Origin of the sequence: Serratia ureilytica (assembly GCF_013375155.1) — a bacterium.
GTDB classification, from domain to species: domain Bacteria; phylum Pseudomonadota; class Gammaproteobacteria; order Enterobacterales; family Enterobacteriaceae; genus Serratia; species Serratia ureilytica.
Genome location: NZ_JABXOF010000001.1, coordinates 183750 through 206762 on the forward strand (window position 1 = coordinate 183750; position 23013 = coordinate 206762).

Consider the following 23013-nt stretch of genomic DNA (forward strand, 5'->3'; position numbering starts at 1 on the left):
AAGTATGGCAATCACCTTATCACGTGGACGTTCCTTTGCCATCGCGCTGGCTCTGCTGGCCACCGGCGGCCTGGCGCAGGCGGCCGACTCGGTACGCGTCGGCTCCAAGATCGATACCGAAGGTTCGCTGCTCGGCAACATCATCGTGCAGGTGCTGGAAGCCAACGGCATCAAAACCACCAATAAACTGCAGCTCGGCACTACCAAGGTGCTGCGCGGCGCCATTACCTCCGGCGAGATCGACATTTACCCGGAGTACACCGGCAACGGCGCGTTTTTCTTCTCCGATGAGAAAGATCCGGCATGGAAGAACGCCCAGGCTGGCTTCGAGAAGGTGAAGCAGCTCGACTACGACAAAAACAAAATCGTCTGGTTGGACGCGGCGCCGGCCAACAATACCTGGACTATCGCCATTCGGCAGGACGTGGCGGACGCCAACCATCTCAAAACGCTGGCGGATCTCGGCAAGTGGATTAACGGCGGGGGCAAGTTCAAGCTGGCGGCCTCGGCGGAGTTTATCGAGCGGCCGGATGCGCTGCCGGCGTTCCAGAACGCCTACGGTTTCAAGCTGAATCAGGATCAGCTGCTGTCATTGGCCGGCGGCGACACGGCGGTGACCATCAAGGCGGCGGCGGAGCAGACCTCCGGCGTCAACGCGGCGATGGCCTACGGCACCGATGGCCCGGTGGCGGCGCTGGGGTTGCAAACGCTGGCGGACCCGAAAGGCGTACAACCCATCTACGCGCCGGCGCCGATCGTGCGCGAAGCGGCGCTGAAAGCGCACGCCAATCTGCCTGAACTGCTGAAACCGGTGTTCGCCTCGCTGGACGGGCCGACGCTGCAAAAGCTCAACGCGCAGATCGCAGTGGAAGGCCAGGACGCCAAACAGGTGGCGGCCGCTTACCTGAAAGAGAAAGGATTTGTTAAGGGATAACGCCGAGGTGCCCCCTCTTGCTACGGGAGAGGGGGAAAACCGATGGCGCCGGAGAGTTTCTTTGACTATTGCCGTAAAACATCGCGTGTTGTTAACGCTGTTCGTGCTGTTGCTGCTGGCCGCCTTCGGCCTGCCGTTCCTCAGTTATGCCCCCAATCGTCTGCTGTCGGGTAAAAGCCTGTCCTTATTCTCCCTGTTGCACGGCCCGGCGCTGTGGCTGCTGTTGCCGCTGGCGGCGTTGGCGATCCTCAGCCTGTTGCCGCCGACGCGGGGGCGTGCGCTGTTGACGGCGCTGGCCGCCTGCGGGGTGCTGACGCTGGTCTTTTGGATCGGCGGACAGGCCGCCGAACGCCTGGCGCAGGAGGGATCGCGCCTGGCGCGCACCTCTTGGGGCAGCGGTGCCTGGCTGACGATGGCGCTGAGCCTGCTGATCGCCGCCGACGCCATGACGCGCCTCACCGCGTCGCATCTGCGGCGAATGCTCGGCAACGCGCTGGTGCTGGTGCCGCCGGCGCTGCTGCTGTTCGGCCATCAGCTCGATCAGCTGTCGCTGCTGAAGGAGTACCACAATCGCCAGGAGGTGTTTGACGCCGCGCTGCTGCAGCACCTGACCATTCTGCTGGCGACGATGGCGCCGGCGCTGGCGATCGGCGTGCCGCTCGGGGTGCTGTGTTTTCGCTCCGAGCGCTGGCAGAGGCCGATCTTTTCCGCGCTGAACATTATCCAGACCGTGCCTTCCATCGCGCTGTTCGGCCTGCTGATCGCGCCGCTGGCGGGGCTGGCGGCGGCGGTGCCCTGGCTGGCGGAACACGGCGTCAGCGGCATCGGCATGGCGCCGGCGATCGTGGCGCTGGTGCTGTACGCGCTGTTGCCGCTGGTGCGCAGCGTGGTGGCGGGGCTGCAGAGCGTGCCGGCCGGGGTGATTGAATCCGCCACCGGCATGGGGCTGACGCGCGGGCAGATCTTCCTGCGCGTGCAACTGCCGTTGGCGTTGCCGCTGTTCCTGACCGGCGTGCGCATCCTGGCGGTGCAAACCGTCGGCATGGCGGTGGTGGCGGCGCTGATCGGCGCCGGCGGCTTTGGCGCCATCGTGTTTCAGGGGCTGCTCAGCAGCGCGCTGGATCTGGTTCTGCTGGGGGTGATCCCGGTGGTCATGATGGCGGTCATCGTCGATTCGCTGTTTAAATTTTGGGTTTCAATCCTGGACGTATCGCGCCGATGATTCACTTTGAGCAAGTCAGCAAAATTTTTCAGGGCAAGCCGGCGGTGGACGATCTCACGCTGCACATCGCCGAGGGCGAATTCACCGTGTTGATCGGCACCTCGGGTTCCGGCAAGTCCACGACGTTAAAAATGATCAACCGCCTGATCGAACACGATCGGGGCAAGATTCTCTTTGCCGGCGAAGAGATCCAGTCGTTTAAACCGCAGGATCTGCGGCGGCGCATGGGCTATGCGATCCAATCGATCGGCCTGTTTCCACATTGGACGGTGGAGGAGAACATCGGCACCGTGCCGCAGCTGCTAAAATGGCCGCGCGCGCGCATTCGCGATCGGGTTACCGAGTTGCTGGAGCTGCTGCACCTGGAACCGGATCTGTTTCGCCGTCGCTACCCGCACCAGCTTTCCGGCGGGCAGCAGCAGCGGGTCGGAGTGGCGCGCGCGCTCGCCGCCGATCCCGAGGTGTTGTTGATGGACGAACCGTTCGGCGCGTTGGATCCGGTCACCCGCGCGGCGCTGCAGGCGGAGATCGCCCGCATTCATCAGATCTCGGGCCGCACCATTGTGCTGGTGACGCACGACATCGACGAGGCGTTGAGCCTGGCGGATCGCCTGGTGCTGCTCGATCAGGGGCGGGTGGTGCAACAGGGCACGCCGCTGGCGCTGCTGACCGCGCCGGCCAACGACTTCGTGCGGGATTTCTTCGGGCGCAGCGATCGCGGCATCAAGCTGCTGTCGCTGGGGACGGTGGCGGAGCGGGTGCAGCCCGGTGTCGCCGGGGGCGAACCGATCGCCGCCGCCATGAGCCTGCGCGAGGCGCTGTCGGTGTTCGTGGCGCGCGGCAGCGACTGCCTGCCGGTGGTGGATGAACGGGGCGAAGCGTTGGGGGTTCTGCACTTCCACGATCTGATCGCCGGGCAGGCGCTGTCATGAGCGGGCGTCTCTGGCGCCTGCTGCGCGATCCGCTGCCCTGGACGCTGGCGCTGCTGTTGGCGCTGGTGTTCGGCATGGATCATCTGCGCGGTCTGTTTGCCGCCTGGTTCCCCGATCTGGACCGGCCCATTTATCAGCAGGACAGCTTTATCGCGCTGGTGGGGGCGCACCTGTCGCTGGTGGCGATCTCCAGCCTGATTGCGGTGGCTCTCGGCGTGGCGGCGGGCGTCGCCGTGACCCGACGCGGCGGCCGGGAGTTTCGTTCGCTGCTGGAAACGGTGGTGGCGGTGGGGCAGACCTTCCCGCCGGTGGCGGTGTTGGCGGTGGCGGTGCCGGTGATGGGCTTCAGCGAGCAGCCGGCGATCATCGCGCTGGTGCTGTACGGCTTGCTGCCGATCCTGCAGGGCACGCTGGCGGGCATCGAATCGGTGCCGCCCGCCACGCGCGAGATCGCCCGCGGCGTGGGGATGAGCGCCTGGCAAATACTGTGGCGGGTTGAACTGCCGCTGGCGGCGCCGGTGATTGTCGCCGGGATCCGCACGTCGGTGATCATCAACATCGGCACGGCGGCCATCGCTTCCACCGTCGGTACCAAAACGCTCGGTTCGCCGATCATCATCGGCCTGACCGGGTTTAACACCGCCTATGTGATCCAGGGCGCGGCGGTTGTGGCGTTGTTGGCTATTATCACCGATATGCTGTTCGAACGTTGGGTGCGTTATCTCACCGCCTGGCGTCAGCAGACGCTGGCGGCCACTCCGGCGGGGTAAGGGGGAAATGATGCAGGTGTCTCTACCGATGTACGGCGTTGGCCGGGAGCAGGCCGACGCTTTCTGGCAGGTCTTGCGCGGCAAGCTGCTGCGGCTGGGGCTGCCGGCGGCGCCGGAACGGCTCAGTTGGCCGGACGATTTGGCGCAGCATTGGCGGCGCGAGGATCTCTTGCTCAGCCAAACCTGTGGTTATCCGTTGGTCAGCAGCCTGCCGCAGGTGCAGCTGATCGGAACCTATCATTATCGGGTGGAAGGGTGCGACGGGCCTAATTACCGCAGCTGGCTGGTGGTGCGCGCGGGCGACTCCGGCGAACGGCTGGCGGATTTTCGCGGCCGGACGGTGGCGTATAACAGCACCGATTCCCAGTCCGGCTACAACGGCTTGCGCGCGCTAATCGCGCCGCTGGCGCAGGACGGGAAATTCTTCGGTGCGGCTATCGCCTCCGGGGCGCATTATCAGTCGCTGAAACTGATCCGCAGCGGGCAGGCGGATATCGCCGCCATCGATTCCATCAGCATGGAACTGCTGCGCCGCGCGCAGCCGCAGGCGCTGGAGGGGCTGAAAATCATTGGCCGCACGGCGGCGGTGCCGGGTTTGCCGCTGATCACCGCAGCCGGCACGCCGCCGGAACAGGTGGACATCCTGCGCGCCGGCGCCCGAGCGATGCTGGATGAGGCGGTCAGCGACCGCCTGCTGATCGGCGATTTCAGCCTGGTGCCGCGCTCGGCTTACCAGATTATCACCGTGCTGGAGCAGCAGGCAGCCGCACAGGGCGTAACGGCGCTCTAGCCGTCGTTACAGCAGGCCGCCGCCGTCGATGTCGATCACGCTGCCGGTGACGAAACCGTTCTCCATCGCCAGCAGGTAACCCGCCGCGACGTCGGCCGCCTGGCCGATCCGGCCGACAGGCAGACTGACGCTCACGCGCTCGAACAGCGCCTGACGCTGCGCGGCGCCCATGCCGCCGTAGGCTTCGGTGGCGGTGATGCCGGGGCTGACCACGTTCACCCGCCGCGGCGCCAGTTCCTTCGCCAGCTGTTTACCGACCGCTTCCAGCGCGGCGTTGATGCCGGTTTTGATCAACTGACCGCCGAGGTATTTGCGCGACAGCTGGCCGGAGGTCAGGGTGATGGAGCCCTGCGGCGCCAGCGTCGGTAGCGCGGCCTGCACCGCGCGCAAGCTGCCCCAGAATTTGACGTTGAAGTCGGCCTGCGCCTGCTCAAAAGCAGTCTCCGCCAGCGGTTTCGCCTGCACCAGCGGCCCGGCGGTGATCACCAGATGGTCGAAAGCGCCGACGGCGGCAAACAGCGCATGCAGCGACGCTTCATCGGTCAGATCGGCCTGCATCAGATGCAGCGCGTCGTTTTTCTCCCCGGCGTGGGGAAGGCGGCGCGAAGCCAGCACCACTTCAGCGCCGCGCGCCGCCGCTGCGTAGGCCACCGCGGCGCCAATGCCGCTGGTGCCGCCCAGGATCACCAGCTTTTGTCGTTTCAGGGGGGAGTCAGGAATTGTCATGTTAAGGCCTCTTTTTAGGTAAGTTTCAACGGGATCTATCTTTCCTGATTGAAAATCACCTAACAATCGGCCTTGCTGACAAACTCTTATTAATATTTTTTAAAGATCATGCGGCGCTAAAGCGGGCGTTTAGCTTCTGATCCACGATGATTTCGAAATCGGTAAACAGCGCTCGGGGTTTCACTGAACGCCCCTGTTTTTCCAGTGCCACCAGGCCGTGCCCGCTCAGCGTTTTCAGCGTGGTGGACAGATTGCTGACCTGGCGCCCCGACAGTTCGGCCAACTGGCTGATGGTCTCGGGGCGGGCAGTGTCGATCAGACGCAGCAGGGCAATATTCTCGTTGCTGAGCACCTGGGCCAGCGCAATCATTGACGTAAACCACACTTTGGGCTCACGTTCCTGTGGCTGATATTCCCCTTTTGCGATCGCCAGTGTGCGCTTGCGAATCAGTTCTTCAGGCATCACGCCAATCAGTGCTTTCATCATCAACCTCGGTTTTCTCTCTTGCGTATGACTTCGTCTATCCGGGTAAAAAATCTTCCACCAACTGATAGGCGGAATGAAACTCGTAGGGTGAGCCTTTGTCCGTCGGGGAGTCATGTTGGTGATCGTAAACGACGCGGCCCGAAAATTTACCTTTGCGGGGTGTTTTAATGGTATGCGCGTTGTCTATGCCAAAAACCCGGGTATTGTGGTTATCATGCAAGGTCAAATTGTAACGGATGCCGTGAGGGATAAAGGCCGTTTGGGTCACGGTCCAAGCCTCGATTTTCCACCAATAGCCATCCTCACGATTGACCCGCGTGCCATGCAGGCTAAGGATGTAGTCCAGTCCGTTGTGTTCATCCATTGATCAAAGCTCCATTTATTATGATCTAATCATAACAATTGGGCGTTTTATCGTCAATCCGATACGCCGTGAATCCGGCTCTCTAAGAAGGGAAATACATGACCTCATTTGTCGATCTCGAGGTGTTTGTCCGCACGGTGGACGGCGGTAGTTTTTCCGCCGCGGCGCGCGCGCTGGATATGACGCCGGCGGCGGCCAGCATTGCGGTGAAAAGGCTGGAGCAGCAGTTGGGCGCGCGGCTGCTGGTGCGCTCCACCCGCAGCCTGAGGTTAACGGAGGAGGGGGCTCGCTATCTCGACAGCGCGCGCCTGGCGCTGGGCGCGTTAGCCGAAGGAGAGCAGGCGATCCGCGAGAAGCATCAGGGGCTGTCCGGGGTGCTGCAGATTTCCGCGCCGTCGGATTTTGGCCGCAATTTGCTGCTCTGCTGGCTGGATGAGTTCCGCCTGCAGCATCCGCATATTCAGCTGCAGCTTCTGATCAACGATCGGCAGGCCGACCTGTTCCGCGAACCGGTGGACGTGGCATTGCGCTTCGGGCCGCTGGCCGACTCTTCGCTGGTGGCGCTGCCGATCTTGCCGCAGCATCGGCGGTTGATCTGCGCCAGCCCGGATTACCTGCGGCGTCACGGCGCGCCGCAAACGCCGGCCGATCTGGTTCGGCACAGCATTCTGGTGTATCAGCCCAGCGGCAAACGGCAGGTAGAATGGCGGCTGTGGCGCGGTGAGGAGGGGGTCGAAGTGCCACTGAACGGCAGCTATTTTACCGATGACGGCGAGGTGGCGCGGCGCTGGGCGCTGGCGGGGCACGGCGTGGTGCGCAAGTCGGCGATCGACGTGGCGGCCGACATTCACGCCGGGCGGCTGGTGCAACTGTTGCCGGAATGGCGCAGCGACGCGGTGCCGATCAATCTGGTCTGCCCGCATCGTTCGCAGGTGTCGGAACGCGTCAGGCAGCTGCAGCGCTTTTTACAGCAGCGCTGCCAGCGTTGGATGGACGATCACTTGGCCTGAAGGGTTTCGGTTTGCGCCGGCGTGGCGGCGGTATCCCCGGAAGGCGCGCTTTCTTCGTGCGGGGTGGTGGAACGGGTGTAGATGTTCAGCCCGGCGAGGAATACGCCGCCCAGAGAACCGAAGGCGCACAGGGCGATGACGATGACGAACGCTTTTTTCAGCATAGGAATAATTTCGCAGGTTGCTTGGAACAGCGGGAATTATAGCCCCTTCGCCGGGTGAAACAAGAATCGTTTTTAACGGCGGCCCGCAGACCGCCCTTTGTGATCACCGCCGTTCGCAGTCGATGGCCTGTACGTTGGCCGGGCGGGCGAACAGGTATTTTCCCAGCGTCACCAGCACCACCGCCGCCACGATGATCACCAGCGCCAGCCACTCGCGCGGCGCCAGCGATTCGCCGGCAAAACCGATGCCGAGCAGCACCGCCACCACCGGGTTGACGTAGGCGTAGCTGGTGGCGACCGCCGGGCGCACGTTCTTCAACAAGAACATATAGGCGCTGATCGCCAGCATCGAACCGAAGACGATCAGATAGCCCAGCGCCAGAAAGCCGCCGGTGCTCGGCATCTGAACGAGGCGCTCGCCGCTCAGCTGGCTGGCTGCCAATAACACCACGCCGGCGACCAGCATCTCCGCCGCGCCGGCCATCGGCCCGGCCGGCAGCGAGATGCGCGATCCCAACACCGATCCGAAGGCCCAGCTGGCCGACGCCAGCAAAATCAGCAGCGCGCCGGTCGGATTGCCCACCAGGTTGTTGCCGGTATTAAGCAGCACGATGCCCACCAACCCGAGCGCGATGCCGGCCCATTCCAGCTTGGTGTTGCGCATGCCCCACAGCAGGCTGAAGCAGAGGGTGAACAGCGGCACCGTCGCTACCATCACCGCCGCGATGCCGGACGGCACGTGTTGGTGTTCCGCCACCGTCACCAGGCCGTTGCCCACCGCCAGCAGCAGAATGCCGATGGCGCCGGCGGCCAGCCATTGCTTCGGCGTCGGCAGCGCGTGGCCGCGCCAGGCCAGGAAACTGAACAGTACGATGCCGGCTATCAGAAAGCGAATCCCGGCCATCATCAGCGGCGGCCACTGTTCGACGCCCAGACGAATGACGAAATAGGTGGAACCCCAAACGATATATAACGTGAACAACGCCCCGATCAACGGCAGGACGCTACGGCTTTGTTGGCTAAGCATAGGATTGTATTTTGCGGGAATGATTATTATTAGAACGCTCAGTAAACCCGATCGGGCAACCGATAAGCAATGGCCTGCGGCATTATTTTTCCGGCGGCCGAAAGCCGTTCAATGGCCTTGCTGTTTCCACTGCCGCCAACTGACGGCCGGCAGATAAATCGACCAGCCGATGGCCAGCAGCAGCAGCATGAACTCCGGCGGCACGCCGGGCAGCAGGGCGTCCAGTTTCCAGGACACGGCGTAGGCGAAGGGGCCGAGGGCGGCGCCCAATACCGCCAGCGGCCAGGGCGCCGCTCTGACCACGTCCAACAGCCAATACCACCAGCAGCCGAAGCCGATCCACAGCGCGATGGTCCAGAGCGGCAGGCCGTGTTGCCCGCTGTAATGCAGCACGCCGCTGTAGCTCCACAGACCATCCATGCCGATGCCGCCCAAGGCGGCCAGGGCGGCGCCCTTGCGGCGGGCGGCGGGGGTAAAGATCAGCGCCAGCGCCGCACCGGCCAGCAGTATGCCGTTGAGCCGATCGCGAGTCAGCAGCGCCAGCAGCCAGCAGACGCCCAGCCCCAGCGTCGCCAGCCAGAATCCGGCATGCGGCTTCTTCATCGTTCAACTCCCGTGGGGTTACTCTGCCGCCGCGCGCGCAGCGCGCCGACGGAGGTGTCAGAACGGGCGTGGGGCCCGTTGTTTGCCTGAATATTCGATAATTCAACCTTAGAAGGGAAGGTGCGGGGTGCACAAGCAGAATAATCTGTACCGGTTGAAAACGCGGGCAAAAACCGGTGTTACAAGAGAGAAATCCGGTAGGCGCAGCGGCGAGAGCCGGCCAGAATGTGTTCGGCGCGCTCCACCTGCGCCTGCAGCACTTCGGTGAAGATGCTCAGCTCAGCGCGGCAGAAGCCCTGGCAGACGGTGGCGGCGGCGCAGATCGGGCAGTGGTTTTCCACCAGCAGATAGGCGCCGTCTTCCTCCTGACGCCATTCGGCCATATACCCTTCGCGGCAGCGGATCTCGGTGAGACGCGCCACGCGTTCGCGCAGATCGGTGGCGCCGATCATCGCCTGCTTGTAGTTGATGCGGTTTTCCTGCTCACGGGTCTCGATCAGCAGGTCGATCGCCTGTTCACCCAGCTTGTCACGCACGGTGCGCAGCAGCTGCACCGTCAGATCCGCATGGGTGTCCGGAAAGCGTGCGTTACCGGCGGCAGTCAAATGCCACAGCTGCACCGGGCGGCCCACGCCGCGCGTTTCCGCGATCGCTTCGACCAGCCCCTCTTTCGCCAGCTTGACGAACTGCTGGCGGGCCGCTTCACCGGTGGTGCCGAGCACTTTTCCTGCGTCTGAGGCTTGCTGCGGGCCGCGGGTCTTCAATAGCGTCAGCAAACGGTCACTGACCGATTGTGCGGTGCTGCCGCCATTTTCCAAGTTTATTCTTGACATATTTCTCCGCCTCGCCCTAACTTATTCCAAGATAACTCTTGTTAAATTTAACGCAATCTCATGACCAACTCAATGCCATTCCTCTGAAAACAGGACAACAACCGTGATAACCCATGATGATAGCCGCTGGAGCGACCTTTTCTCCGGCAAAAATGCGGCCAGTGCGATCGCGCTCTCGCTTGGCGTGGCGCTGCATGCCATCAATATTCTGGTCGCCACCACCATTCTGCCCTCGGTGGTGCAGGATATCGGCGGTCTGGATCTCTATGCCTGGAACACCACGCTGTTCGTGGTGGCGTCGATCCTCGGCTCCGCGCTGTCGGCCCGCTTGCTCAGCGGCTACGGCGCGCGCAACGCCTATCTGGTCGCTTCGCTGTTTTTCATCGCCGGAGCGGGGCTGTGCGCGCTGGCGCCGAGCATGCCGGTGATGCTGATCGGCCGCACGGTGCAGGGATTCGGCGGCGGGCTGATCTTTGCGCTCTCCTACGCGATGATCAATCTGGTGTTCGAGCAGCGATTGTGGCCGCGCGCCATGGCGCTTATCTCGGCGATGTGGGGCATCGCCACGCTGGTCGGCCCGGCGGTAGGCGGCATTTTCGCCGAGTTGCACGCCTGGCGTTGGGCCTTCGGCATTCTGCTGCCGATCATGGCGCTGTACGCCGCGTTTACCTTCCTGATCCTGCCCAAGGGCCAGGCGCAGCAGGCGGCCGCGCCGCTGCCGACCGCGCAGCTGCTGTTGCTGACCGTGGCGGTGCTGGTGGTGTCCGCCGGCAGCCTGGCGCACAGCGTCTGGATCAACCTGGCGGGCATCGCGCTTTCGCTGGCGCTGATGGCCTGGCTGATGAAGCGCGAGGCGCGCTCGCTCGCGCGCCTGTTGCCGCACGGTGCGCTGCGGCGCGGCTCATCGTTGGCGGCGCTCTATATTACGGTGTCGTTGCTGGTGATCGGCATGACCAGCGAAATCTTCGTGCCCTATTTCCTGCAGTTGCTGCACGGCCAGTCGCCGCTGATCTCCGGCTATATCGCCGCGACCATGGCCGCCGGCTGGACGTTGTCCGAAATCCTCAGCTCCGGCTGGCGCGGGGCGGGCATTCGCCGGGCGATCGTCAGCGGGCCGCTGTTCGTGCTGGTGGGCCTGCTGGCGCTGGCGATCCTGATGCCGACGCCCTCCGACGGTCACTGGCAGGCGCTGACCCCGATCGTCATCGCGTTGTCGCTGGTGGGATTCGGCATCGGCTTCGGCTGGCCGCATCTGCTGACGCGCATTTTGCAGGTGGCGCCTGAAGCGGACAAAGACATCGCCGGCGCCTCGATCACCACGGTGCAGCTGTTCGCCACCGCATTCGGCGCGGCGCTGGCGGGGATGATCGCCAACCTGGCGGGGCTGAACGATCCGGGCGGCGCGGCGGGCGCGGCATCGGCGGCGCGTTGGCTGTTCCTGGCGTTCGCGCTGGCGCCGCTGCTGGCGGTATTCAGCGCCTGGCGCTGCGCCGCGATCGCGCCGCCGGGCGCCGAGACGGGCAATTTTGTACAAACCCCGCCCTCGCGCGAATGCTAGAATGGCGCTCATTCAGCGGAGGTAGGCAAGATGAAGGTGGAAGGCGCAGCGCGCAAAGCATCCCGGGAACAGGCCCATTTCATGCACGTCGACGATCTCGGCGGGCTGGAAGTGCTGCAGGCCACCTACCGCCGCCAAACCTTCTCGCGCCACAGCCATGAAGGCTTCTGCGTGGGCGTCATCGACGACGGCGCCCAGCGTTTCTACCGCACCGGTGGCGAACACGTGGCGCCGCTGGGCAGCATCATTCTGGTCAACGCCGACGACATCCACACCGGCAGCTCCGCCACCGAAGAGGGATGGTCGTATCAGGCGATGTACCCGACGCCGGAGCTGCTGGCGTTTTTGTCGCGCGATCTGAAAACCGGCGCCGGCGCGACGCCTTATTTCCCCAACCCGGTGGTGCACGACGTCGGCCTGGCCGGCCAGCTGCGGATGGCGTTCAGCCTGCTGCGCAGCGATGAGAACCGGCTGATGAAAGAGACCATGGTGTTCTCGGCGCTGACCTGGCTGATGCTGCGGCACGGCAAAAGCCGCATCGATCCCACGCCGCAGAGCCGGGCGCAAAGCCAGGTGGCGCGGGTGAAAGCCTTTCTCGACGATTTCCCCGAGGCGGACATTTCGCTGCTGGAGCTGGCGGAGCGAGTGGCGCTCAGCCCTTATTACCTGCTGCGGCAGTTTCAGCAGGCCACCGGTCTGCCGCCGCACGCCTATCAAATTCAGGCGCGGCTGCGTAAAGCGCGCGGCATGCTGAAGGCCGGCAGCAGCGTGCTGGACAGCGCGCTGAGCTGCGGTTTTCACGATCAAAGCCATTTCCACCGCCATTTTCGCAAGTCGATGGGCATCACGCCGGGCGACTACGTCAAATCGCTGAAATAACCGGGCAATCGGGTGCAATACCCGTGTGCGCCTGCGCCGTAAGCTGGCTTCTTCAACCGAAGGAGAAGCCCATGACTGATTCAATCCCCCTCATCACGCCGCCGTCTGCCCGCCTGCGCCCCGCGCTGCAGGGTGGGGTGGCGATCTTGCCGCTGTGCCTGGCGGTGGTACCGTGGGGCGTACTGGCGGGCTCGATGGCCCTGCAAAGCGGCCTGACGCCGGCGCAAGGGCTGGGCATGTCGGCTATCGTGTTCGCCGGGGCGGCGCAGCTGGTGGCGATGGGCATGATCAAGGGCGGCGCCGGGCTGCTGGCGATCCTGCTGTCGACCTTTTTCGTCACCGCCCAGCATTTTCTCTATGCGCTGCGGCTGCGGGAGCGCATTGCGCCGCTGCCGTTACGCTGGCGGCTGGCCCTGGGATTCTTGCTCACCGATGAACTGTTTGCGCTGACCGGCGAACAGGCGCCGGCGCGTTTCGACCGCTGGTATGCGCTGGGCGCCGGGCTGACCTTTTACCTGTGCTGGTTTCTCTCCACGCTGCTCGGCATCGTAGCCGCCGGCAGCGCCGGGGATCTGGACGGTTATGGGCTGGATTTTTCCATCGCCGCCACCTTTATCGCCATCGTGGTGCCGCTGGTGCGCAGCCTGCCGGTGTTGGCCTGCGTGCTGACCGCGCTGCTGCTTTCCATTGTGTTGCACTATTTCCAGACGCCGGGCGCACTGGTGATCGCCACCGTGGCGGCGATGCTGGTCGGGCTGCTGTGCAGCGGGGGGCGCCGATGATCTGGCTGACGATAGTCTTGATGGGGCTGGTGGTGTTCTTCAACCGCTACGGCTTTTTGGCGCCGGGATTGCCACTGCGGTTATCGCCGCGCGTCAAAACCCTGCTGAGCTTTTCCGTGCCGGCGGTGCTGACGGCCATTTGCGGGCCGATTATCGCCTTCAGCGGCGACCAGCTGCGCGCCGCGCCGGATAACCCTTACCTGTGGGGGGCGGTGTTTGCGGTGATATTGGCGTTCTTTCTGCGCAACATGCTGGCGGTGGTGTTGCTGAGCCTGCTGATATTTATCGCGCTGCGCGGCATTTTTTAAAATTCGCTTGCTATATCTCTAATTTGAGATTATTTCTCTTATATGGGATTTTTAAGCGGAGTGTGAACGATGGATAACGGTCTGGACAATGCCGACCTGAGGTTGGCGCAGCGGCTGGCGGATTTGCGCCAGCAACGGGCGTGGTCGCTGGAGGAGCTGGCGCAGCGCACTGGCCTCAGCCGGGCGACGCTCTCGCGGGTGGAGCGCGCCGAGACCAGCCCGACGGCGTCGTTGCTGAACCGGCTGTGCGCCGCCTATGGGTTGACCATGTCGCGCCTGCTGAGCGAGATCGAAGACGAGCCGCCGGAGCTGTTGCGGCCGCAGCAGCAACCGGTGTGGGTCGATCGCGCCAGCGGTTTTCACCGTCGCTCTGTTTCTCCCCCCGCTGCGTTGTATAAGGCTGAATTTATCGAAGCCCGGCTTGATGCCGGCGCGCAGATCGATTACGACCTGCCGTCGATTCCGGCGCTGGAGCACCATCTCTGGCTGCTGTCCGGGCAGCTGGAGTTGACGCTGGAAGGGCGCGTTTTCCGGTTATCATCCGGCGACTGCCTGCGCTACCGCCTGTTCGGCGCCTCCCGTTTCCATGTCCCCGGCGATGAGCCGGCCCATTACACCCTCGTTATTTGCAGGCCATAGCCATGATTGAATTGCAACAGTGGGACGCCGGCGCGGCGCAAAGCGCCATTGCCGAATTGGCCGAAATGCTGCACGCCAGCGTGGCGCACGGCGCCAGCATCGGTTTTGTCATGCCCTTTACGCTGACGCAGGCGCAGGCGTTTTGGCAGGGGTTGCTGACGGCCATCGCGCGGGGAGAGCGTGCGATGCTGGTGGCGCTCGCGAACGGCCGGCCGGTCGGCACCGTGCAGCTGTTACTGGCGATGCCGGACAACGGCCGCCACCGGGCGGAAGTGGTCAAGCTGATGGTGCACCCGCAGGCGCGGCGGCAGGGCGTCGCCCGGCTGTTGATGCAGGAAGTGCAGGCGCTGGCGGCGCGTCATCGCCGCAGCCTGTTGGTGCTGGATACCCTGAGCGGCAGCGCGGCGCAGGGGCTGTACCGTCAATTGGGGTTCGAGGCGGCGGGCGACATCCCGCAATACGCCCGCGCCAGCGACGGCGGGGCGTTGGAGGCCACCTGCTATATGTACAAACTGCTGTGAGGGTTAGCGCCCGCGCCAGGCTTTGATCGCCTGCTGGCGCACCTGCAGCTTTTGCTGCGGCGTCAGCTTGTTGTAGTCGCGAGCCAGGCCGCTTTCCCAGTCGCCGTACATCGGGTTGGGCAGCACGATGAATTCGGTGCCGAACTTGGCCTGGTTCTCGCTGACGAACGCCCGGCGCTGCGCATTGTCCTGGTGGTAAGTCGCGGCGCCGAAGTCGTTCAGGTTGTCGCCCGCGTACACCACGATGTCATAGCCGGCTTGTTTGATGGCGTCGAAGCGCGCCTGTTTATTGGCGGTGTCGGTGCTGAGCAGCACGGTTTTTTCCGACAGGCCGGTGAAACCGAGCTTCTGCATGTTGGCCACCGTGGCGGCGTAGTCGCTCTGTTTACGGTTCGACACGTAGAACATGGTCCCCTGATGGGCGTTAACATAGCGGGCGAACGCCACTGCGCCCGGCACCGCGGCGGCCTGTTCGGCCTGCGTCCATTTGGCCCAAGTCGCGCCGTCGTACGGTCGGCCCTGCTGCGCCTGCCAGCCGGAGTAGGCGCTGTTATCCAGCATGGTTTCATCCAGATCGACCACCACCGCCTTTTTACGGCCTGGCGCGGCCCTGGCCTGATCGAAGGCGCGTTGCGCGCTGTTGAACGCCTGATGTGCCAGCGCCTGGTATTCGCCGGACTGTTGGAACCAGTTGACCGCCAGCACCGATTGATCCGCCAACCGCTGCTGGGCCTGGGCCTGGGCGTCGGTGTGCGGCGGCTGCGCGCAACCGGTCAAGGCCAGCAGCGCGACGCCCATCGCCGCGCCGAGGGTGAGTGTGCGTACCTGTTTTCCTGCCATTGTTATCTCTCTTTTTTATTGTGGACTGTCCAGCAGCATATCCATCTCGAACTGACGCAGGGGATCCTGCCGCCAGCCAAGATGCGTAAAGAAGGGGGCGGCCACCTCGGGCACAAAAACGTTGGCGGTCAGCGGCAAAGGGGCGAACTGCGCTTGCAGAGCGGCCAGCAAGGCGCGGGCATGCCCCTGGCCGCGATGCTGCGGCGGCACGTAGATCAGGCGCAGCCAGCAGTGCTCGGCGCCGGGCATCACCACGGCGTAGGCTTGGCGTTCGAGGGTATAAGCGCGCGGTTTGCCCGGCAGTTTGAACAGCGATTCGGGGGCGATCAGCCAGGGCAGGTCGGTGGCGCCTTCCGCCGTCAGGCGATGGCTGACGGTAAGCGGATCGACCGCCTGCAGCACCGCATTGCCTGGCGGCACGGCCGCCGGCGCCTGATGGCCGGTCAGGGTGCGCACGATGCGCAGCCCGGCGCGGTGGTACAGCGCCAGCGCGGCTTCGTTGCCTTCGATCACTTCCAGCGACAGCCGATGATCGCCGCGCTGACGGGCATCCGCTACTACCCGCTGCATCAGCGCCTTACCCAGCCCCTGACCGCGCATCTCGGGGCGTACGGAAAAGGCCGCGATCCGGCTGTGCCGGCCGCGGCGGGCGATCAGCGCCACCGCCACCGGTTCATTGCGATGGGTGACGATCAGGCTGTCGTTCAGGCTGAGATCTTCGGCGCCGAAGCGGGCGGCGAAGGTCGGCCCGTCGAGGACGAAACGCACGATGTAGTTTTCAAAACAGTGGTTGAGGATGTTCGCCAGTTCGTCGCTGCTGTAGCGCACGGCGTTGTGATAGTTAAACCGACCGTCGTTATGCATGGCTGATTCCGCTCGGGGGAAAGCTATACATGTAGACCCGTTTGTTTGGCAAGGCAAGCGGGGGCATTCGCCGGCGGGGAAAATAAAAACAAAAAAGCCGGACGCAGCCGCCCGGCGAAATAAAACTCTGGGTATCAAGTGACGCTAAAGTTTGCAGTGGTGGTTATTCATTCATCACATCAGAACTGATAGGTCAGGGCGACGGCAATCACGTTGTCGTCTTTCAGACCCAGCTTATTATTGCTGTCGAGCTGGTTGATTTTATAATCCACATAGGTCGACATGTTCTTGTTGAAATAGTAGTACGCGCCGACGTCGATATATTTCACCAGGTCGGTATCGCCGATGCCTTCAATATCTTTGCCCTTCTGCTGAACGTAGCCCAGCGATGGACGCAGACCGAAGTCGAACTGATATTGCGCAACCAGTTCCAGGCCTTCGGCTTTATTGGCGAAGCCGCTGACGGAAGTGGAGCGGTTATTGATGGTGGCGGTGCCGGAAATTGGCGCGATGTTGCGGCTTTCCGAGTAGGTCGCGGCCAGGTAGACATCGTTGTTGTCATACTTCAGACCGGCGGCCCAGATATCGGCCTTGTCGCCTTTACCGAAGGTGCCCGCTTTCTGACTGGCGGTGCGGTTGGAAGAGGCATAGGCGGCGCCCACGCTCAGGCCGTCGATGATTTCATAGCTGGAGGAAAGACCCCAGCCGTCGCCGTTAGCCTTGCTGGCGGAGCGGCCGTCGTTTTCGTTCTTGCCCTGATACTGGACGGCGAATTTCAGGCCGTCGACCAGACCGAAGAAGTTGTTATTGCGGTAGGTGGCGACGCCGTTGGTGCGGCCGTTCATGAAGTTGTCGGTTTTGACGTACGCGTCGTCGCCGAATTCAGGCAGCATATCCGTCCAGGCGCCGACGTCGTAAATAATGCCGTAGTTGCGACCGTAGTCGAAAGAACCAAGGTCTTTATATTTCAGACCGGCGAAGCCCAGACGCGTTTTAGTGTCTTTGGTGCCGTCGGATTCAGAATGGTTAGCGGCGATCTGATATTCCCACTGGCCGTAACCGGTCAGCATGTCATTAATCTGGGTGGCGCCTTTAAAGCCGATACGGACGTAGGTTTTATCGCCATCGTTGCCGGCATCATCGGAGAAATAATGCAGGGCTTTCACACGACCGTAAAAATCGAGTTTGTTGCCGTCTTTATTGTAGATTTCTGCTGCCTGTGCCGCTTGCGCAAGTAAAAGTGCCGGAATAATAACGGCCAGAAGATTACGTTTCATGGGTTACCCTGCTTTATTCGATTAAAAGACGCTATCATCAGTTGCATTGCTGCTTTACTGTGCCGTCCGGTTGTTGGCGGCGGAGAATTTTTACCGTAGTAATGTGATCTATTTATGACAAAAAATTCATTTTCATGTCGAACGATTAAAAAAGTCGCGCAAAGGGTGAATTTTTTCTGCAACCGACGGTCGGCGGCTGGTCTACAGTTACCGATAGCCTGATCGGTTTCCGGAGGAATCATGCACGATACTTATACATTGTTCGGTACGCAGGGGTGTGGCTCGACCATCGTGGCCGCCGCGTTGGTGCTGACCGCGTTCCCCTGGGGCTACGAGGAAGTGGATTACACCCAGGAGGGCCCGGAGCGGGATCGCCTGTTGGCGTTGAACCCGCTGGGTCAGGTGCCCACCTTAGTGCTGCCTGATGACGAAGTGATGACGGAGAGCGCGGCGATTATCCTGCTGCTGCACGATCGCGCACCGCATGCCGAATTGGCGCCGCCCGGCGGCTCGCCGCTGTTGCCGCGCTTTTTGCGCTGGCTGTTGTTCATCAACGCGGAGATTTATCCCACTTTCACCTATGCCGATCATCCGCAGCGCTGGCAGCCGAAAACGGAAGGGGCGGAACAGCTGAAAAACGCAGTGATGAGCTATCGCGAGCGTTTATTGCGGCAGTTGAACGCCGCCGCCGGCGCCGCCGGACCGTGGTTTCTCGGCAAGAGCTTCAGCGCGCTGGATCTGTACGTGGCGGTGATGTGCAACTGGCGGCCGGGGCGCGCGTGGTTCCGGCAACACTGCCCGCGGCTTTACGCCATCGCCGAACGGGTGGAGCAGCGGCCGGAGCTGAATGCGCTGCTGAGCGCCCATTTCGACGGCGTTGCGCCGCTGGAATCGTAATATCTCCCCGCCGTCGGCGGGGAACCCTCCCGTTTTTCTGAACCGAGACTGCCGAAAATCCCGATTTTCACTCGCCTCGCTGGCGGGTAGCGTAAGGCTATCCGCAACTGACAGGAGAGTGTGATGCAATCAGAATCCCGGGCCGGACAACAGGCGTTCGGCGATATCGCCCCCAAGCTGGCGCAGCTCAGCGACAGCGTCTTGTTTGACGATGTCTGGCAGCGGCCAGAGCTGAGCCCGCGCGAGCGCAGCTTGATCACCGTCGCCGCGCTGGTGGCGCTCAACCGCCTGGAGCAACTGCCGTTTCATCTGCAGCTGGCGCAGCGCAACGGCGTCGATCGCCCGCAATTGGCGGAGCTCATCACCCACCTGGCGTTTTACGCCGGCTGGCCCGCGGCGGCGTCGGCCGTGGCGCGCTTGCGCGAGCTGGAACCGGAGGCGCCCCATGCCGTTTAGCCGCATCGCCCTGCACCAGGGCAAATCCGCCGACTACCTGCAAACCTTGTCCGACAGCCTGCATCAGGCGCTGGTGGAGGCCTTCGAGGTGCCGCCGACGGACAGGTTTCAGGCGATCGATCAATACCGCCCCGGCGAGCTTATCTACGATCGCGACTATCTCGGCGGGCCGCGCAGCGCGGATTTCGTGCTGTTTTACATCACCGCCGGGCGGCCGCGCGACAGCGACACCAAGCGGCGTTTCTACCGACGGCTGGCGGCGCTGCTGGCGGAAAAGCTGCGGCTGAACCCCGAGGATGTGATGGTGGTGATCGCCACCACCCAGTTGGACGAGTGGTCGTTCGGCGGCGGGCGCGCCTCAATGATCGATCCGCAGGCGTAACTCGGGCTGACGTCGCCGGCGGTCTGTGGGACAATAGCGCCATCATTTCGTTTAGATAAGAGTTGAATGGCGCTCTCCTCCGCAGTTAAAGATCAGATTGGCCAGTGGTACAAAGCCCTGCAGCAGCAAATACCGGATTTTATTTCCCGCGCGCCCCAGCGCCAGATGATCGCCGAAGTGGCGAAGACGCTGGCCGGCGACTACCCGCGCCATCTGGCGATCGAGGCGCCGACCGGCGTCGGCAAAACGCTGTCTTACCTGATCCCGGGCATCGCCGTCGGGCGGGCGGAGAGCAAGCCGCTGGTGGTGAGCACCGCCAACGTGGCGCTGCAGGACCAGATCTACAGCAAAGATTTGCCGCTGCTGAAGAAGATTATCCCCGATCTGAAATTTACCGGCGCCTTTGGCCGCGGGCGTTACGTCTGCCCGCGCAATCTGGCGGCGATGAGCACCGACGTTAGCCAACAGGGCGATCTGACGCTGTTTCTCGACGACGAGCTGGCGCCGTCCAGCGGTGAAGAGCAGGCGCTGTGTCAGAAACTGACCAAGGCGCTGGCCCGCTTTGAGTGGGACGGGCTGCGCGATCACTATCAGCAGAGCATCGACGATCCGCTGTGGGCCAAGCTGAGCACCGACAAGGCCAACTGCCTGGGGCGCAACTGTCACTACATTCGCGAATGCCCGTTCTATATCGCCCGCAAAGAGATCGAGAGCGCCGACGTGGTGGTGGCCAACCACGCGCTGGTGATGGCGGCGCTGGAGACGGAATCGGTGCTGCCGAACCCGAAAGAGCTGCTGCTGGTGCTGGACGAAGGCCACCATTTGCCGGAGGTGGCGCGCGACGCGCTGGAGATCGACGGGGAAATCACCGCGCTGTCGACCAACCTGCAGTTGGACATGATCGTGCGCCAGGTCGAACAGTGCATGACGCAGTACCGGCCGAAGAATCCGCCGGGGCTGGCCAACAGCGAACGGCTGAAAAACCATTGCGAGGAGCTGCGCGAGCTGGTGCAGATCTTCGAGCATCAGGTCAGCGCCTATCTGCCCGGCGACAGCGTGGCGGCCGAGCACCGTTTTGAAATGGGCGAGCTGCCCGCGGAGATGGTGGAGAGCTGCGCGCGGCTGTTCAAACTGACCGATGCGCTGCGCGGGCTGGCGGAGTTCGTGCTTAACGATCTTACCGAACAGACCGGCAAGCACGACATCATGCGTCTGCACCGCTCGATCATTCAGATGAGCCGCACGCTGGGCTATCTGGAGGCGATGAGCAAGCTGTGGCGGCTGGCGGCGCTCGACAAGTCGTCCAACGCGCCGATCTCCAAATGGGTCACGCGCGAACTGCGCGATAACGTCACCCATCTGTATTTGCACTGCGTCGGCATTCGCGTCAGCGATCAGCTGGAAAAGCTGCTGTGGCGCAAGGTGCCGCACGTGGTGGTCACCTCGGCCACGCTGCGTTCACTGAACAGCTTCGCGCGTTTGCAAGAGATGAGCGGGTTGAGCGAGAAGGCCGGCGATCGCTTCGAAACGCTCTCATCGCCGTTCAATCATGTCGAACAGGGCAAGATTGTCATTCCGCAGATGCGCTACGAACCGGCGCTCGCCAATGAGGCGGAGCACCTTGAGGAAATGGCGCGGTTTTTCCGCGCCGAGCAGGCGAGCGGCAAGCACAAAGGCATGCTGATCCTGTTCAGCAGCCACCGGGCGATGCAGACTTTCCTCAGCTACGTGACCGATCTGCGGCTGATGCTGCTGGTGCAGGGCGACCAGCCGCGCTACCGGCTGGTGGAAGAGCACCGCAAGCGGGTGGAGAAGGGCGTCGCCAGCGTGCTGGTGGGGCTGCAATCGTTCGCCGAAGGGCTGGATCTGAAAGGCGAACTGCTGACCCAGGTGCATATTCACAAAATCGCGTTCCCGCCGATCGACAGCCCGGTGATCATCACCGAAGGCGAGTGGCTGAAATCGCTGAAGCGTTATCCGTTCGAAGTGCAGAGCCTGCCGAGCGCCTCGTTCAACCTGATCCAGCAGGTCGGCCGCCTGATCCGCAGCAACCAATGTTACGGCGAGATCGTGATCTACGATCGCCGGTTGCTGACCAAAAATTACGGTTCGCGGCTGTTGGCGTCGTTGCCGGTGTTCCCGATTGAGCAGCGCGCGGTGCCGGAGGCCGACAAGGCGCATCTGGCGGCGCTGAAATCCGCCGCCGACGCGGCTAAAAAAGAGAAGAAGCGCGGCAACCCGTTCGCCCGCAAACGGCGGCGTTGATCAGAGCAGCGGCGGCAGGCGGCGCTTGACCGGCGTGGTTTTCACGATCGAGGTGTTGCTCTGCGCATGCTCGGCCAGCCGATCGAGGGTGTGGTCGAGCTGTTCCATCGAGTGCGCCACCAGCCGCACGATAAAGCAGTCTTCGCCGGTCACCTTATCGCATTCGACCACTTCCGGGATCGCCTGAATCAGCTGTTCGACCTTCTTCAGCATGCCCGGCAGCGGCTTGATGCGCACCAGCGACTGAAAGGCGTAACCCACCGCCTGCAGATTGACGTTCAGGGTATAGCCCTGGATCACGCCGCTTTCCTCCAGCCGCCGCAGTCTTTCCGACGTGCTCGGCGACGACAGGCCCACCTGCGCGCTCAGCGTCTTCAACGATGCGCGCGCATCTTCCGCCAGAATGGTCAGGATTTGGCGATCGATATCATCCATAACGCCTCCGTTAGGTATTTTCTTTATTGTAGCTGCGAGAAAAAGGCAGTTAAGCATATCTGCCTTTTTTATGCTATGGAAAGCCGCCCTGCGAAGCCGCAAGCTATGTCTCTGGGCAAGCTTTGAGGAACGCAGAATGAATGCAGAGATAAAACGCGGCTCGCTGGAGATGGCGGCGGCGATGCTGATTTCCGGCTCCATCGGCTGGTTTGTGCTGATGTCCGGCCAGCCGGTTATCAACGTGGTGTTTTGGCGCTGCGCGGTGGGGGCGCTGGTGCTGCTGGCAGTATGCGGCGCGCTGGGCCAGCTGCGCCGCGATGCGCTGACGCGCGCCACGCTGCTGCTGGCGATCGCCGGCGGCGTCGCGCTGGTGATCAACTGGCTGCTGCTGTTCGCCGCCTATTCCTATGCCTCTATCTCCATCGCCACCGCGGTGTACAACACCCAGCCGTTTATGCTGGTGGGGCTGGGGGCGCTGTTTCTGGGGGAACGGCTGACCGCCCGCAAGCTGCTGTGGCTGGGCTTGGCGTTCGGCGGCATGATGCTGGTGGTGCTGGCGCAGCCGCGGCAGGCGGGGGAGCAGAGCCATTATCTGGCGGGCATCGCGCTGGCGCTCGGCGCGGCGTTTTTCTACGCCCTGATGGCGCTGGCGGCCAAGCGGCTGAAGGGCACGCCGCCCCATCTTATTGCGCTGATCCAGGTAACGGTGGGGGCGGTGATGCTGCTGCCGCTGGTGGATTTTCATGCGTCGGCCAGCGTGGGGCAGTGGGGGATGCTGGCGACGCTCGGCGTGTTGCATACCGGCCTGATGTACGTGCTGATGTACGGCGCGTTGCAGAAGCTGCCGACCCACCTGATTGGTTCGCTGTCGTTCATCTACCCGATCGCCGCCATGCTGGTGGATCGCCTGGCGTTTGGCCACCGACTGTCTGCATGGCAGCTGCTGGGCGCGGCGATCATCCTGCTGGCGGCGGCGGGCATGAACCTGCTGGGCGAGCGGCGAGCGCGACTGCTGCCGGTCTCGGACGGCCGGCGAGCGGGTTGATGC

General features: G+C 63.1%; 28 protein-coding genes. 17 read left to right on the forward strand and 11 right to left on the reverse strand.

The features are described 5' to 3' along the window. The first annotated feature begins 4 nt into the window (after positions 1-4). The 5 genes from osmF to HWW83_RS00970 all read left to right on the forward strand — a co-directional run bounded on the left by osmF (position 5) and on the right by HWW83_RS00970 (position 4648). Positions 5-934, forward strand: coding sequence for a glycine betaine ABC transporter substrate-binding protein OsmF (osmF, locus tag HWW83_RS00950; RefSeq protein WP_033650522.1), 930 nt, complete (start codon positions 5-7; stop codon positions 932-934). 61 nt (positions 935-995) lie between these two features. Then, complete coding sequence (locus HWW83_RS00955; protein WP_072628081.1) at positions 996-2156, forward strand: ABC transporter permease; 1161 nt, start codon at positions 996-998, stop codon at positions 2154-2156. Next, positions 2153-3088, forward strand: a complete 936-nt coding sequence (locus HWW83_RS00960; RefSeq protein WP_149542581.1) for an ABC transporter ATP-binding protein — start codon at positions 2153-2155, stop codon at positions 3086-3088. Before HWW83_RS00955 ends, HWW83_RS00960 begins: the two co-directional genes overlap by 4 nt. After that, positions 3085-3858 carry an ABC transporter permease gene (locus tag HWW83_RS00965; protein ID WP_046896907.1) on the forward strand — a complete coding sequence of 258 codons (774 nt, stop codon included), beginning with the start codon at positions 3085-3087 and terminating at the stop codon, positions 3856-3858. The genes HWW83_RS00960 and HWW83_RS00965 overlap by 4 nt, the downstream gene beginning before the upstream one ends. Before the next feature lie 28 nt (positions 3859-3886). Next, complete coding sequence (locus HWW83_RS00970; protein WP_080273377.1) at positions 3887-4648, forward strand: phosphate/phosphite/phosphonate ABC transporter substrate-binding protein; 762 nt, start codon at positions 3887-3889, stop codon at positions 4646-4648. 6 nt (positions 4649-4654) lie between these two features. Here HWW83_RS00970 and HWW83_RS00975 read toward each other — a convergent pair whose 3' ends face one another. The 3 genes from HWW83_RS00975 to HWW83_RS00985 all read right to left on the reverse strand — a co-directional run bounded on the left by HWW83_RS00975 (position 4655) and on the right by HWW83_RS00985 (position 6225). Then, the gene (locus HWW83_RS00975) at positions 4655-5374 is read right to left on the reverse strand and encodes an SDR family oxidoreductase (RefSeq protein WP_033650527.1); all 720 of its coding nucleotides are present in this window, start codon (positions 5372-5374) and stop codon (positions 4655-4657) included. Positions 5375-5480: 106 nt separating this feature from the next. Then, a complete protein-coding gene (locus HWW83_RS00980) occupies positions 5481-5861 on the reverse strand; it encodes an HVO_A0114 family putative DNA-binding protein (protein WP_004939357.1) in 381 nt (126 codons plus the stop codon). A 34-nt stretch (positions 5862-5895) separates the two neighbouring features. Continuing rightward, complete coding sequence (locus HWW83_RS00985; RefSeq protein WP_046686656.1) at positions 5896-6225, reverse strand: toxin-antitoxin system TumE family protein; 330 nt, start codon at positions 6223-6225, stop codon at positions 5896-5898. Positions 6226-6323: 98 nt separating this feature from the next. Between HWW83_RS00985 and HWW83_RS00990 the strand changes: the two genes are divergently transcribed. Beyond that, complete coding sequence (locus HWW83_RS00990; RefSeq protein WP_033642361.1) at positions 6324-7235, forward strand: LysR family transcriptional regulator; 912 nt, start codon at positions 6324-6326, stop codon at positions 7233-7235. On the opposite strand, the gene HWW83_RS00995 is transcribed toward HWW83_RS00990, so the two are convergent. The 4 genes from HWW83_RS00995 to HWW83_RS01010 form a co-directional block, all read right to left on the reverse strand. Continuing rightward, entirely contained in the window at positions 7223-7399 is a 177-nt protein-coding gene (locus tag HWW83_RS00995) for a YohO family small membrane protein (protein WP_162997235.1), read from the reverse strand. The genes HWW83_RS00990 and HWW83_RS00995 overlap by 13 nt on opposite strands. A gap of 103 nt (positions 7400-7502) precedes the next feature. After that, a complete protein-coding gene (gene yedA / locus HWW83_RS01000; protein ID WP_089194435.1) occupies positions 7503-8426 on the reverse strand; it encodes a drug/metabolite exporter YedA in 924 nt (307 codons plus the stop codon). Between the two features lie 108 nt (positions 8427-8534). Then, positions 8535-9029 carry a DUF2878 domain-containing protein gene (locus HWW83_RS01005; RefSeq protein WP_089194436.1) on the reverse strand — a complete coding sequence of 165 codons (495 nt, stop codon included), beginning with the start codon at positions 9027-9029 and terminating at the stop codon, positions 8535-8537. A gap of 179 nt (positions 9030-9208) precedes the next feature. Beyond that, positions 9209-9862 carry a helix-turn-helix transcriptional regulator gene (locus HWW83_RS01010; protein ID WP_033642364.1) on the reverse strand — a complete coding sequence of 218 codons (654 nt, stop codon included), beginning with the start codon at positions 9860-9862 and terminating at the stop codon, positions 9209-9211. A 103-nt stretch (positions 9863-9965) separates the two neighbouring features. On the opposite strand from HWW83_RS01010, the gene HWW83_RS01015 reads away from it, so the two are divergent. From HWW83_RS01015 to HWW83_RS01040, 6 genes are all read left to right on the forward strand, one after another. Then, complete coding sequence (locus tag HWW83_RS01015) at positions 9966-11420, forward strand: MFS transporter (protein WP_176588924.1); 1455 nt, start codon at positions 9966-9968, stop codon at positions 11418-11420. Positions 11421-11450: 30 nt separating this feature from the next. Beyond that, complete coding sequence (locus HWW83_RS01020; RefSeq protein ID WP_049200955.1) at positions 11451-12299, forward strand: AraC family transcriptional regulator; 849 nt, start codon at positions 11451-11453, stop codon at positions 12297-12299. Between the two features lie 71 nt (positions 12300-12370). After that, positions 12371-13081, forward strand: a complete 711-nt coding sequence (locus tag HWW83_RS01025) for an AzlC family ABC transporter permease (RefSeq protein WP_087762164.1) — start codon at positions 12371-12373, stop codon at positions 13079-13081. Beyond that, positions 13078-13389 (forward strand): AzlD domain-containing protein, encoded by a 312-nt coding sequence (locus HWW83_RS01030; RefSeq protein ID WP_123061482.1) that lies wholly within the window; start codon positions 13078-13080, stop codon positions 13387-13389. Before HWW83_RS01025 ends, HWW83_RS01030 begins: the two co-directional genes overlap by 4 nt. Before the next feature lie 69 nt (positions 13390-13458). Next, positions 13459-14028, forward strand: a complete 570-nt coding sequence (locus tag HWW83_RS01035) for a helix-turn-helix domain-containing protein (RefSeq protein WP_033642366.1) — start codon at positions 13459-13461, stop codon at positions 14026-14028. Between the two features lie 2 nt (positions 14029-14030). Further along, the gene (locus HWW83_RS01040) at positions 14031-14549 is read left to right on the forward strand and encodes a GNAT family N-acetyltransferase (protein WP_176588925.1); all 519 of its coding nucleotides are present in this window, start codon (positions 14031-14033) and stop codon (positions 14547-14549) included. A 3-nt stretch (positions 14550-14552) separates the two neighbouring features. Here the strand turns inward: HWW83_RS01040 and HWW83_RS01045 are convergent, their stop codons facing one another. The 3 genes from HWW83_RS01045 to ompC all read right to left on the reverse strand — a co-directional run bounded on the left by HWW83_RS01045 (position 14553) and on the right by ompC (position 17530). After that, positions 14553-15389, reverse strand: coding sequence for a 5'-nucleotidase, lipoprotein e(P4) family (locus HWW83_RS01045; RefSeq protein WP_142002125.1), 837 nt, complete (start codon positions 15387-15389; stop codon positions 14553-14555). A gap of 15 nt (positions 15390-15404) precedes the next feature. Beyond that, entirely contained in the window at positions 15405-16253 is an 849-nt protein-coding gene (locus HWW83_RS01050) for a GNAT family N-acetyltransferase (RefSeq protein ID WP_033642369.1), read from the reverse strand. 179 nt (positions 16254-16432) lie between these two features. Next, on the reverse strand, positions 16433-17530 hold the full coding sequence (gene ompC / locus HWW83_RS01055) for a porin OmpC (protein WP_033637639.1): 1098 nt from the start codon (positions 17528-17530) through the stop codon (positions 16433-16435). A gap of 240 nt (positions 17531-17770) precedes the next feature. On the opposite strand from ompC, the gene HWW83_RS01060 reads away from it, so the two are divergent. From HWW83_RS01060 to dinG, 4 genes are all read left to right on the forward strand, one after another. Beyond that, the gene (locus tag HWW83_RS01060; protein WP_042783963.1) at positions 17771-18427 is read left to right on the forward strand and encodes a glutathione S-transferase family protein; all 657 of its coding nucleotides are present in this window, start codon (positions 17771-17773) and stop codon (positions 18425-18427) included. A gap of 123 nt (positions 18428-18550) precedes the next feature. After that, positions 18551-18883 carry a carboxymuconolactone decarboxylase family protein gene (locus HWW83_RS01065; protein ID WP_089194442.1) on the forward strand — a complete coding sequence of 111 codons (333 nt, stop codon included), beginning with the start codon at positions 18551-18553 and terminating at the stop codon, positions 18881-18883. Beyond that, on the forward strand, positions 18873-19265 hold the full coding sequence (locus HWW83_RS01070; protein WP_096242062.1) for a tautomerase family protein: 393 nt from the start codon (positions 18873-18875) through the stop codon (positions 19263-19265). Before HWW83_RS01065 ends, HWW83_RS01070 begins: the two co-directional genes overlap by 11 nt. Before the next feature lie 66 nt (positions 19266-19331). Further along, on the forward strand, positions 19332-21530 hold the full coding sequence (dinG, locus tag HWW83_RS01075) for an ATP-dependent DNA helicase DinG (protein ID WP_033642371.1): 2199 nt from the start codon (positions 19332-19334) through the stop codon (positions 21528-21530). Here dinG and HWW83_RS01080 read toward each other — a convergent pair whose 3' ends face one another. Next, positions 21531-21965: an Lrp/AsnC family transcriptional regulator gene (locus HWW83_RS01080; protein ID WP_042783967.1), complete on the reverse strand. Its 435-nt coding sequence runs from the start codon at positions 21963-21965 to the stop codon at positions 21531-21533. A gap of 136 nt (positions 21966-22101) precedes the next feature. Between HWW83_RS01080 and HWW83_RS01085 the strand changes: the two genes are divergently transcribed. Beyond that, the gene (locus tag HWW83_RS01085) at positions 22102-23010 is read left to right on the forward strand and encodes a DMT family transporter (protein WP_176588926.1); all 909 of its coding nucleotides are present in this window, start codon (positions 22102-22104) and stop codon (positions 23008-23010) included. The last annotated feature ends 3 nt before the right edge of the window (positions 23011-23013 follow it).

Bases quoted from the DNA above. Each gene is read 5' to 3' on its own strand.
- osmF (WP_033650522.1), top strand. From the start codon at position 5: ATGGCAATCACCTTATCACGTGGACGTTCCTTTGCCATCGCGCTGGCT.
- HWW83_RS00960 (WP_149542581.1), top strand. From the start codon at position 2,153: ATGATTCACTTTGAGCAAGTCAGCAAAATTTTTCAGGGCAAGCCGGCG.
- HWW83_RS00965 (WP_046896907.1), top strand. From the start codon at position 3,085: ATGAGCGGGCGTCTCTGGCGCCTGCTGCGCGATCCGCTGCCCTGGACG.
- HWW83_RS00970 (WP_080273377.1), top strand. From the start codon at position 3,887: ATGTACGGCGTTGGCCGGGAGCAGGCCGACGCTTTCTGGCAGGTCTTG.
- HWW83_RS00975 (WP_033650527.1), bottom strand. From the start codon at position 5,374: ATGACAATTCCTGACTCCCCCCTGAAACGACAAAAGCTGGTGATCCTG.
- HWW83_RS00980 (WP_004939357.1), bottom strand. From the start codon at position 5,861: ATGATGAAAGCACTGATTGGCGTGATGCCTGAAGAACTGATTCGCAAG.
- HWW83_RS00985 (WP_046686656.1), bottom strand. From the start codon at position 6,225: ATGGATGAACACAACGGACTGGACTACATCCTTAGCCTGCATGGCACG.
- HWW83_RS00990 (WP_033642361.1), top strand. From the start codon at position 6,324: ATGACCTCATTTGTCGATCTCGAGGTGTTTGTCCGCACGGTGGACGGC.
- HWW83_RS00995 (WP_162997235.1), bottom strand. From the start codon at position 7,399: ATGCTGAAAAAAGCGTTCGTCATCGTCATCGCCCTGTGCGCCTTCGGT.
- yedA (WP_089194435.1), bottom strand. From the start codon at position 8,426: ATGCTTAGCCAACAAAGCCGTAGCGTCCTGCCGTTGATCGGGGCGTTG.
- HWW83_RS01005 (WP_089194436.1), bottom strand. From the start codon at position 9,029: ATGAAGAAGCCGCATGCCGGATTCTGGCTGGCGACGCTGGGGCTGGGC.
- HWW83_RS01010 (WP_033642364.1), bottom strand. From the start codon at position 9,862: ATGTCAAGAATAAACTTGGAAAATGGCGGCAGCACCGCACAATCGGTC.
- HWW83_RS01020 (WP_049200955.1), top strand. From the start codon at position 11,451: ATGAAGGTGGAAGGCGCAGCGCGCAAAGCATCCCGGGAACAGGCCCAT.
- HWW83_RS01025 (WP_087762164.1), top strand. From the start codon at position 12,371: ATGACTGATTCAATCCCCCTCATCACGCCGCCGTCTGCCCGCCTGCGC.
- HWW83_RS01030 (WP_123061482.1), top strand. From the start codon at position 13,078: ATGATCTGGCTGACGATAGTCTTGATGGGGCTGGTGGTGTTCTTCAAC.
- HWW83_RS01035 (WP_033642366.1), top strand. From the start codon at position 13,459: ATGGATAACGGTCTGGACAATGCCGACCTGAGGTTGGCGCAGCGGCTG.
- HWW83_RS01040 (WP_176588925.1), top strand. From the start codon at position 14,031: ATGATTGAATTGCAACAGTGGGACGCCGGCGCGGCGCAAAGCGCCATT.
- HWW83_RS01045 (WP_142002125.1), bottom strand. From the start codon at position 15,389: ATGGCAGGAAAACAGGTACGCACACTCACCCTCGGCGCGGCGATGGGC.
- HWW83_RS01050 (WP_033642369.1), bottom strand. From the start codon at position 16,253: ATGCATAACGACGGTCGGTTTAACTATCACAACGCCGTGCGCTACAGC.
- ompC (WP_033637639.1), bottom strand. From the start codon at position 17,530: ATGAAACGTAATCTTCTGGCCGTTATTATTCCGGCACTTTTACTTGCG.
- HWW83_RS01060 (WP_042783963.1), top strand. From the start codon at position 17,771: ATGCACGATACTTATACATTGTTCGGTACGCAGGGGTGTGGCTCGACC.
- HWW83_RS01065 (WP_089194442.1), top strand. From the start codon at position 18,551: ATGCAATCAGAATCCCGGGCCGGACAACAGGCGTTCGGCGATATCGCC.
- HWW83_RS01070 (WP_096242062.1), top strand. From the start codon at position 18,873: ATGCCGTTTAGCCGCATCGCCCTGCACCAGGGCAAATCCGCCGACTAC.
- dinG (WP_033642371.1), top strand. From the start codon at position 19,332: ATGGCGCTCTCCTCCGCAGTTAAAGATCAGATTGGCCAGTGGTACAAA.
- HWW83_RS01080 (WP_042783967.1), bottom strand. From the start codon at position 21,965: ATGGATGATATCGATCGCCAAATCCTGACCATTCTGGCGGAAGATGCG.
- HWW83_RS01085 (WP_176588926.1), top strand. From the start codon at position 22,102: ATGAATGCAGAGATAAAACGCGGCTCGCTGGAGATGGCGGCGGCGATG.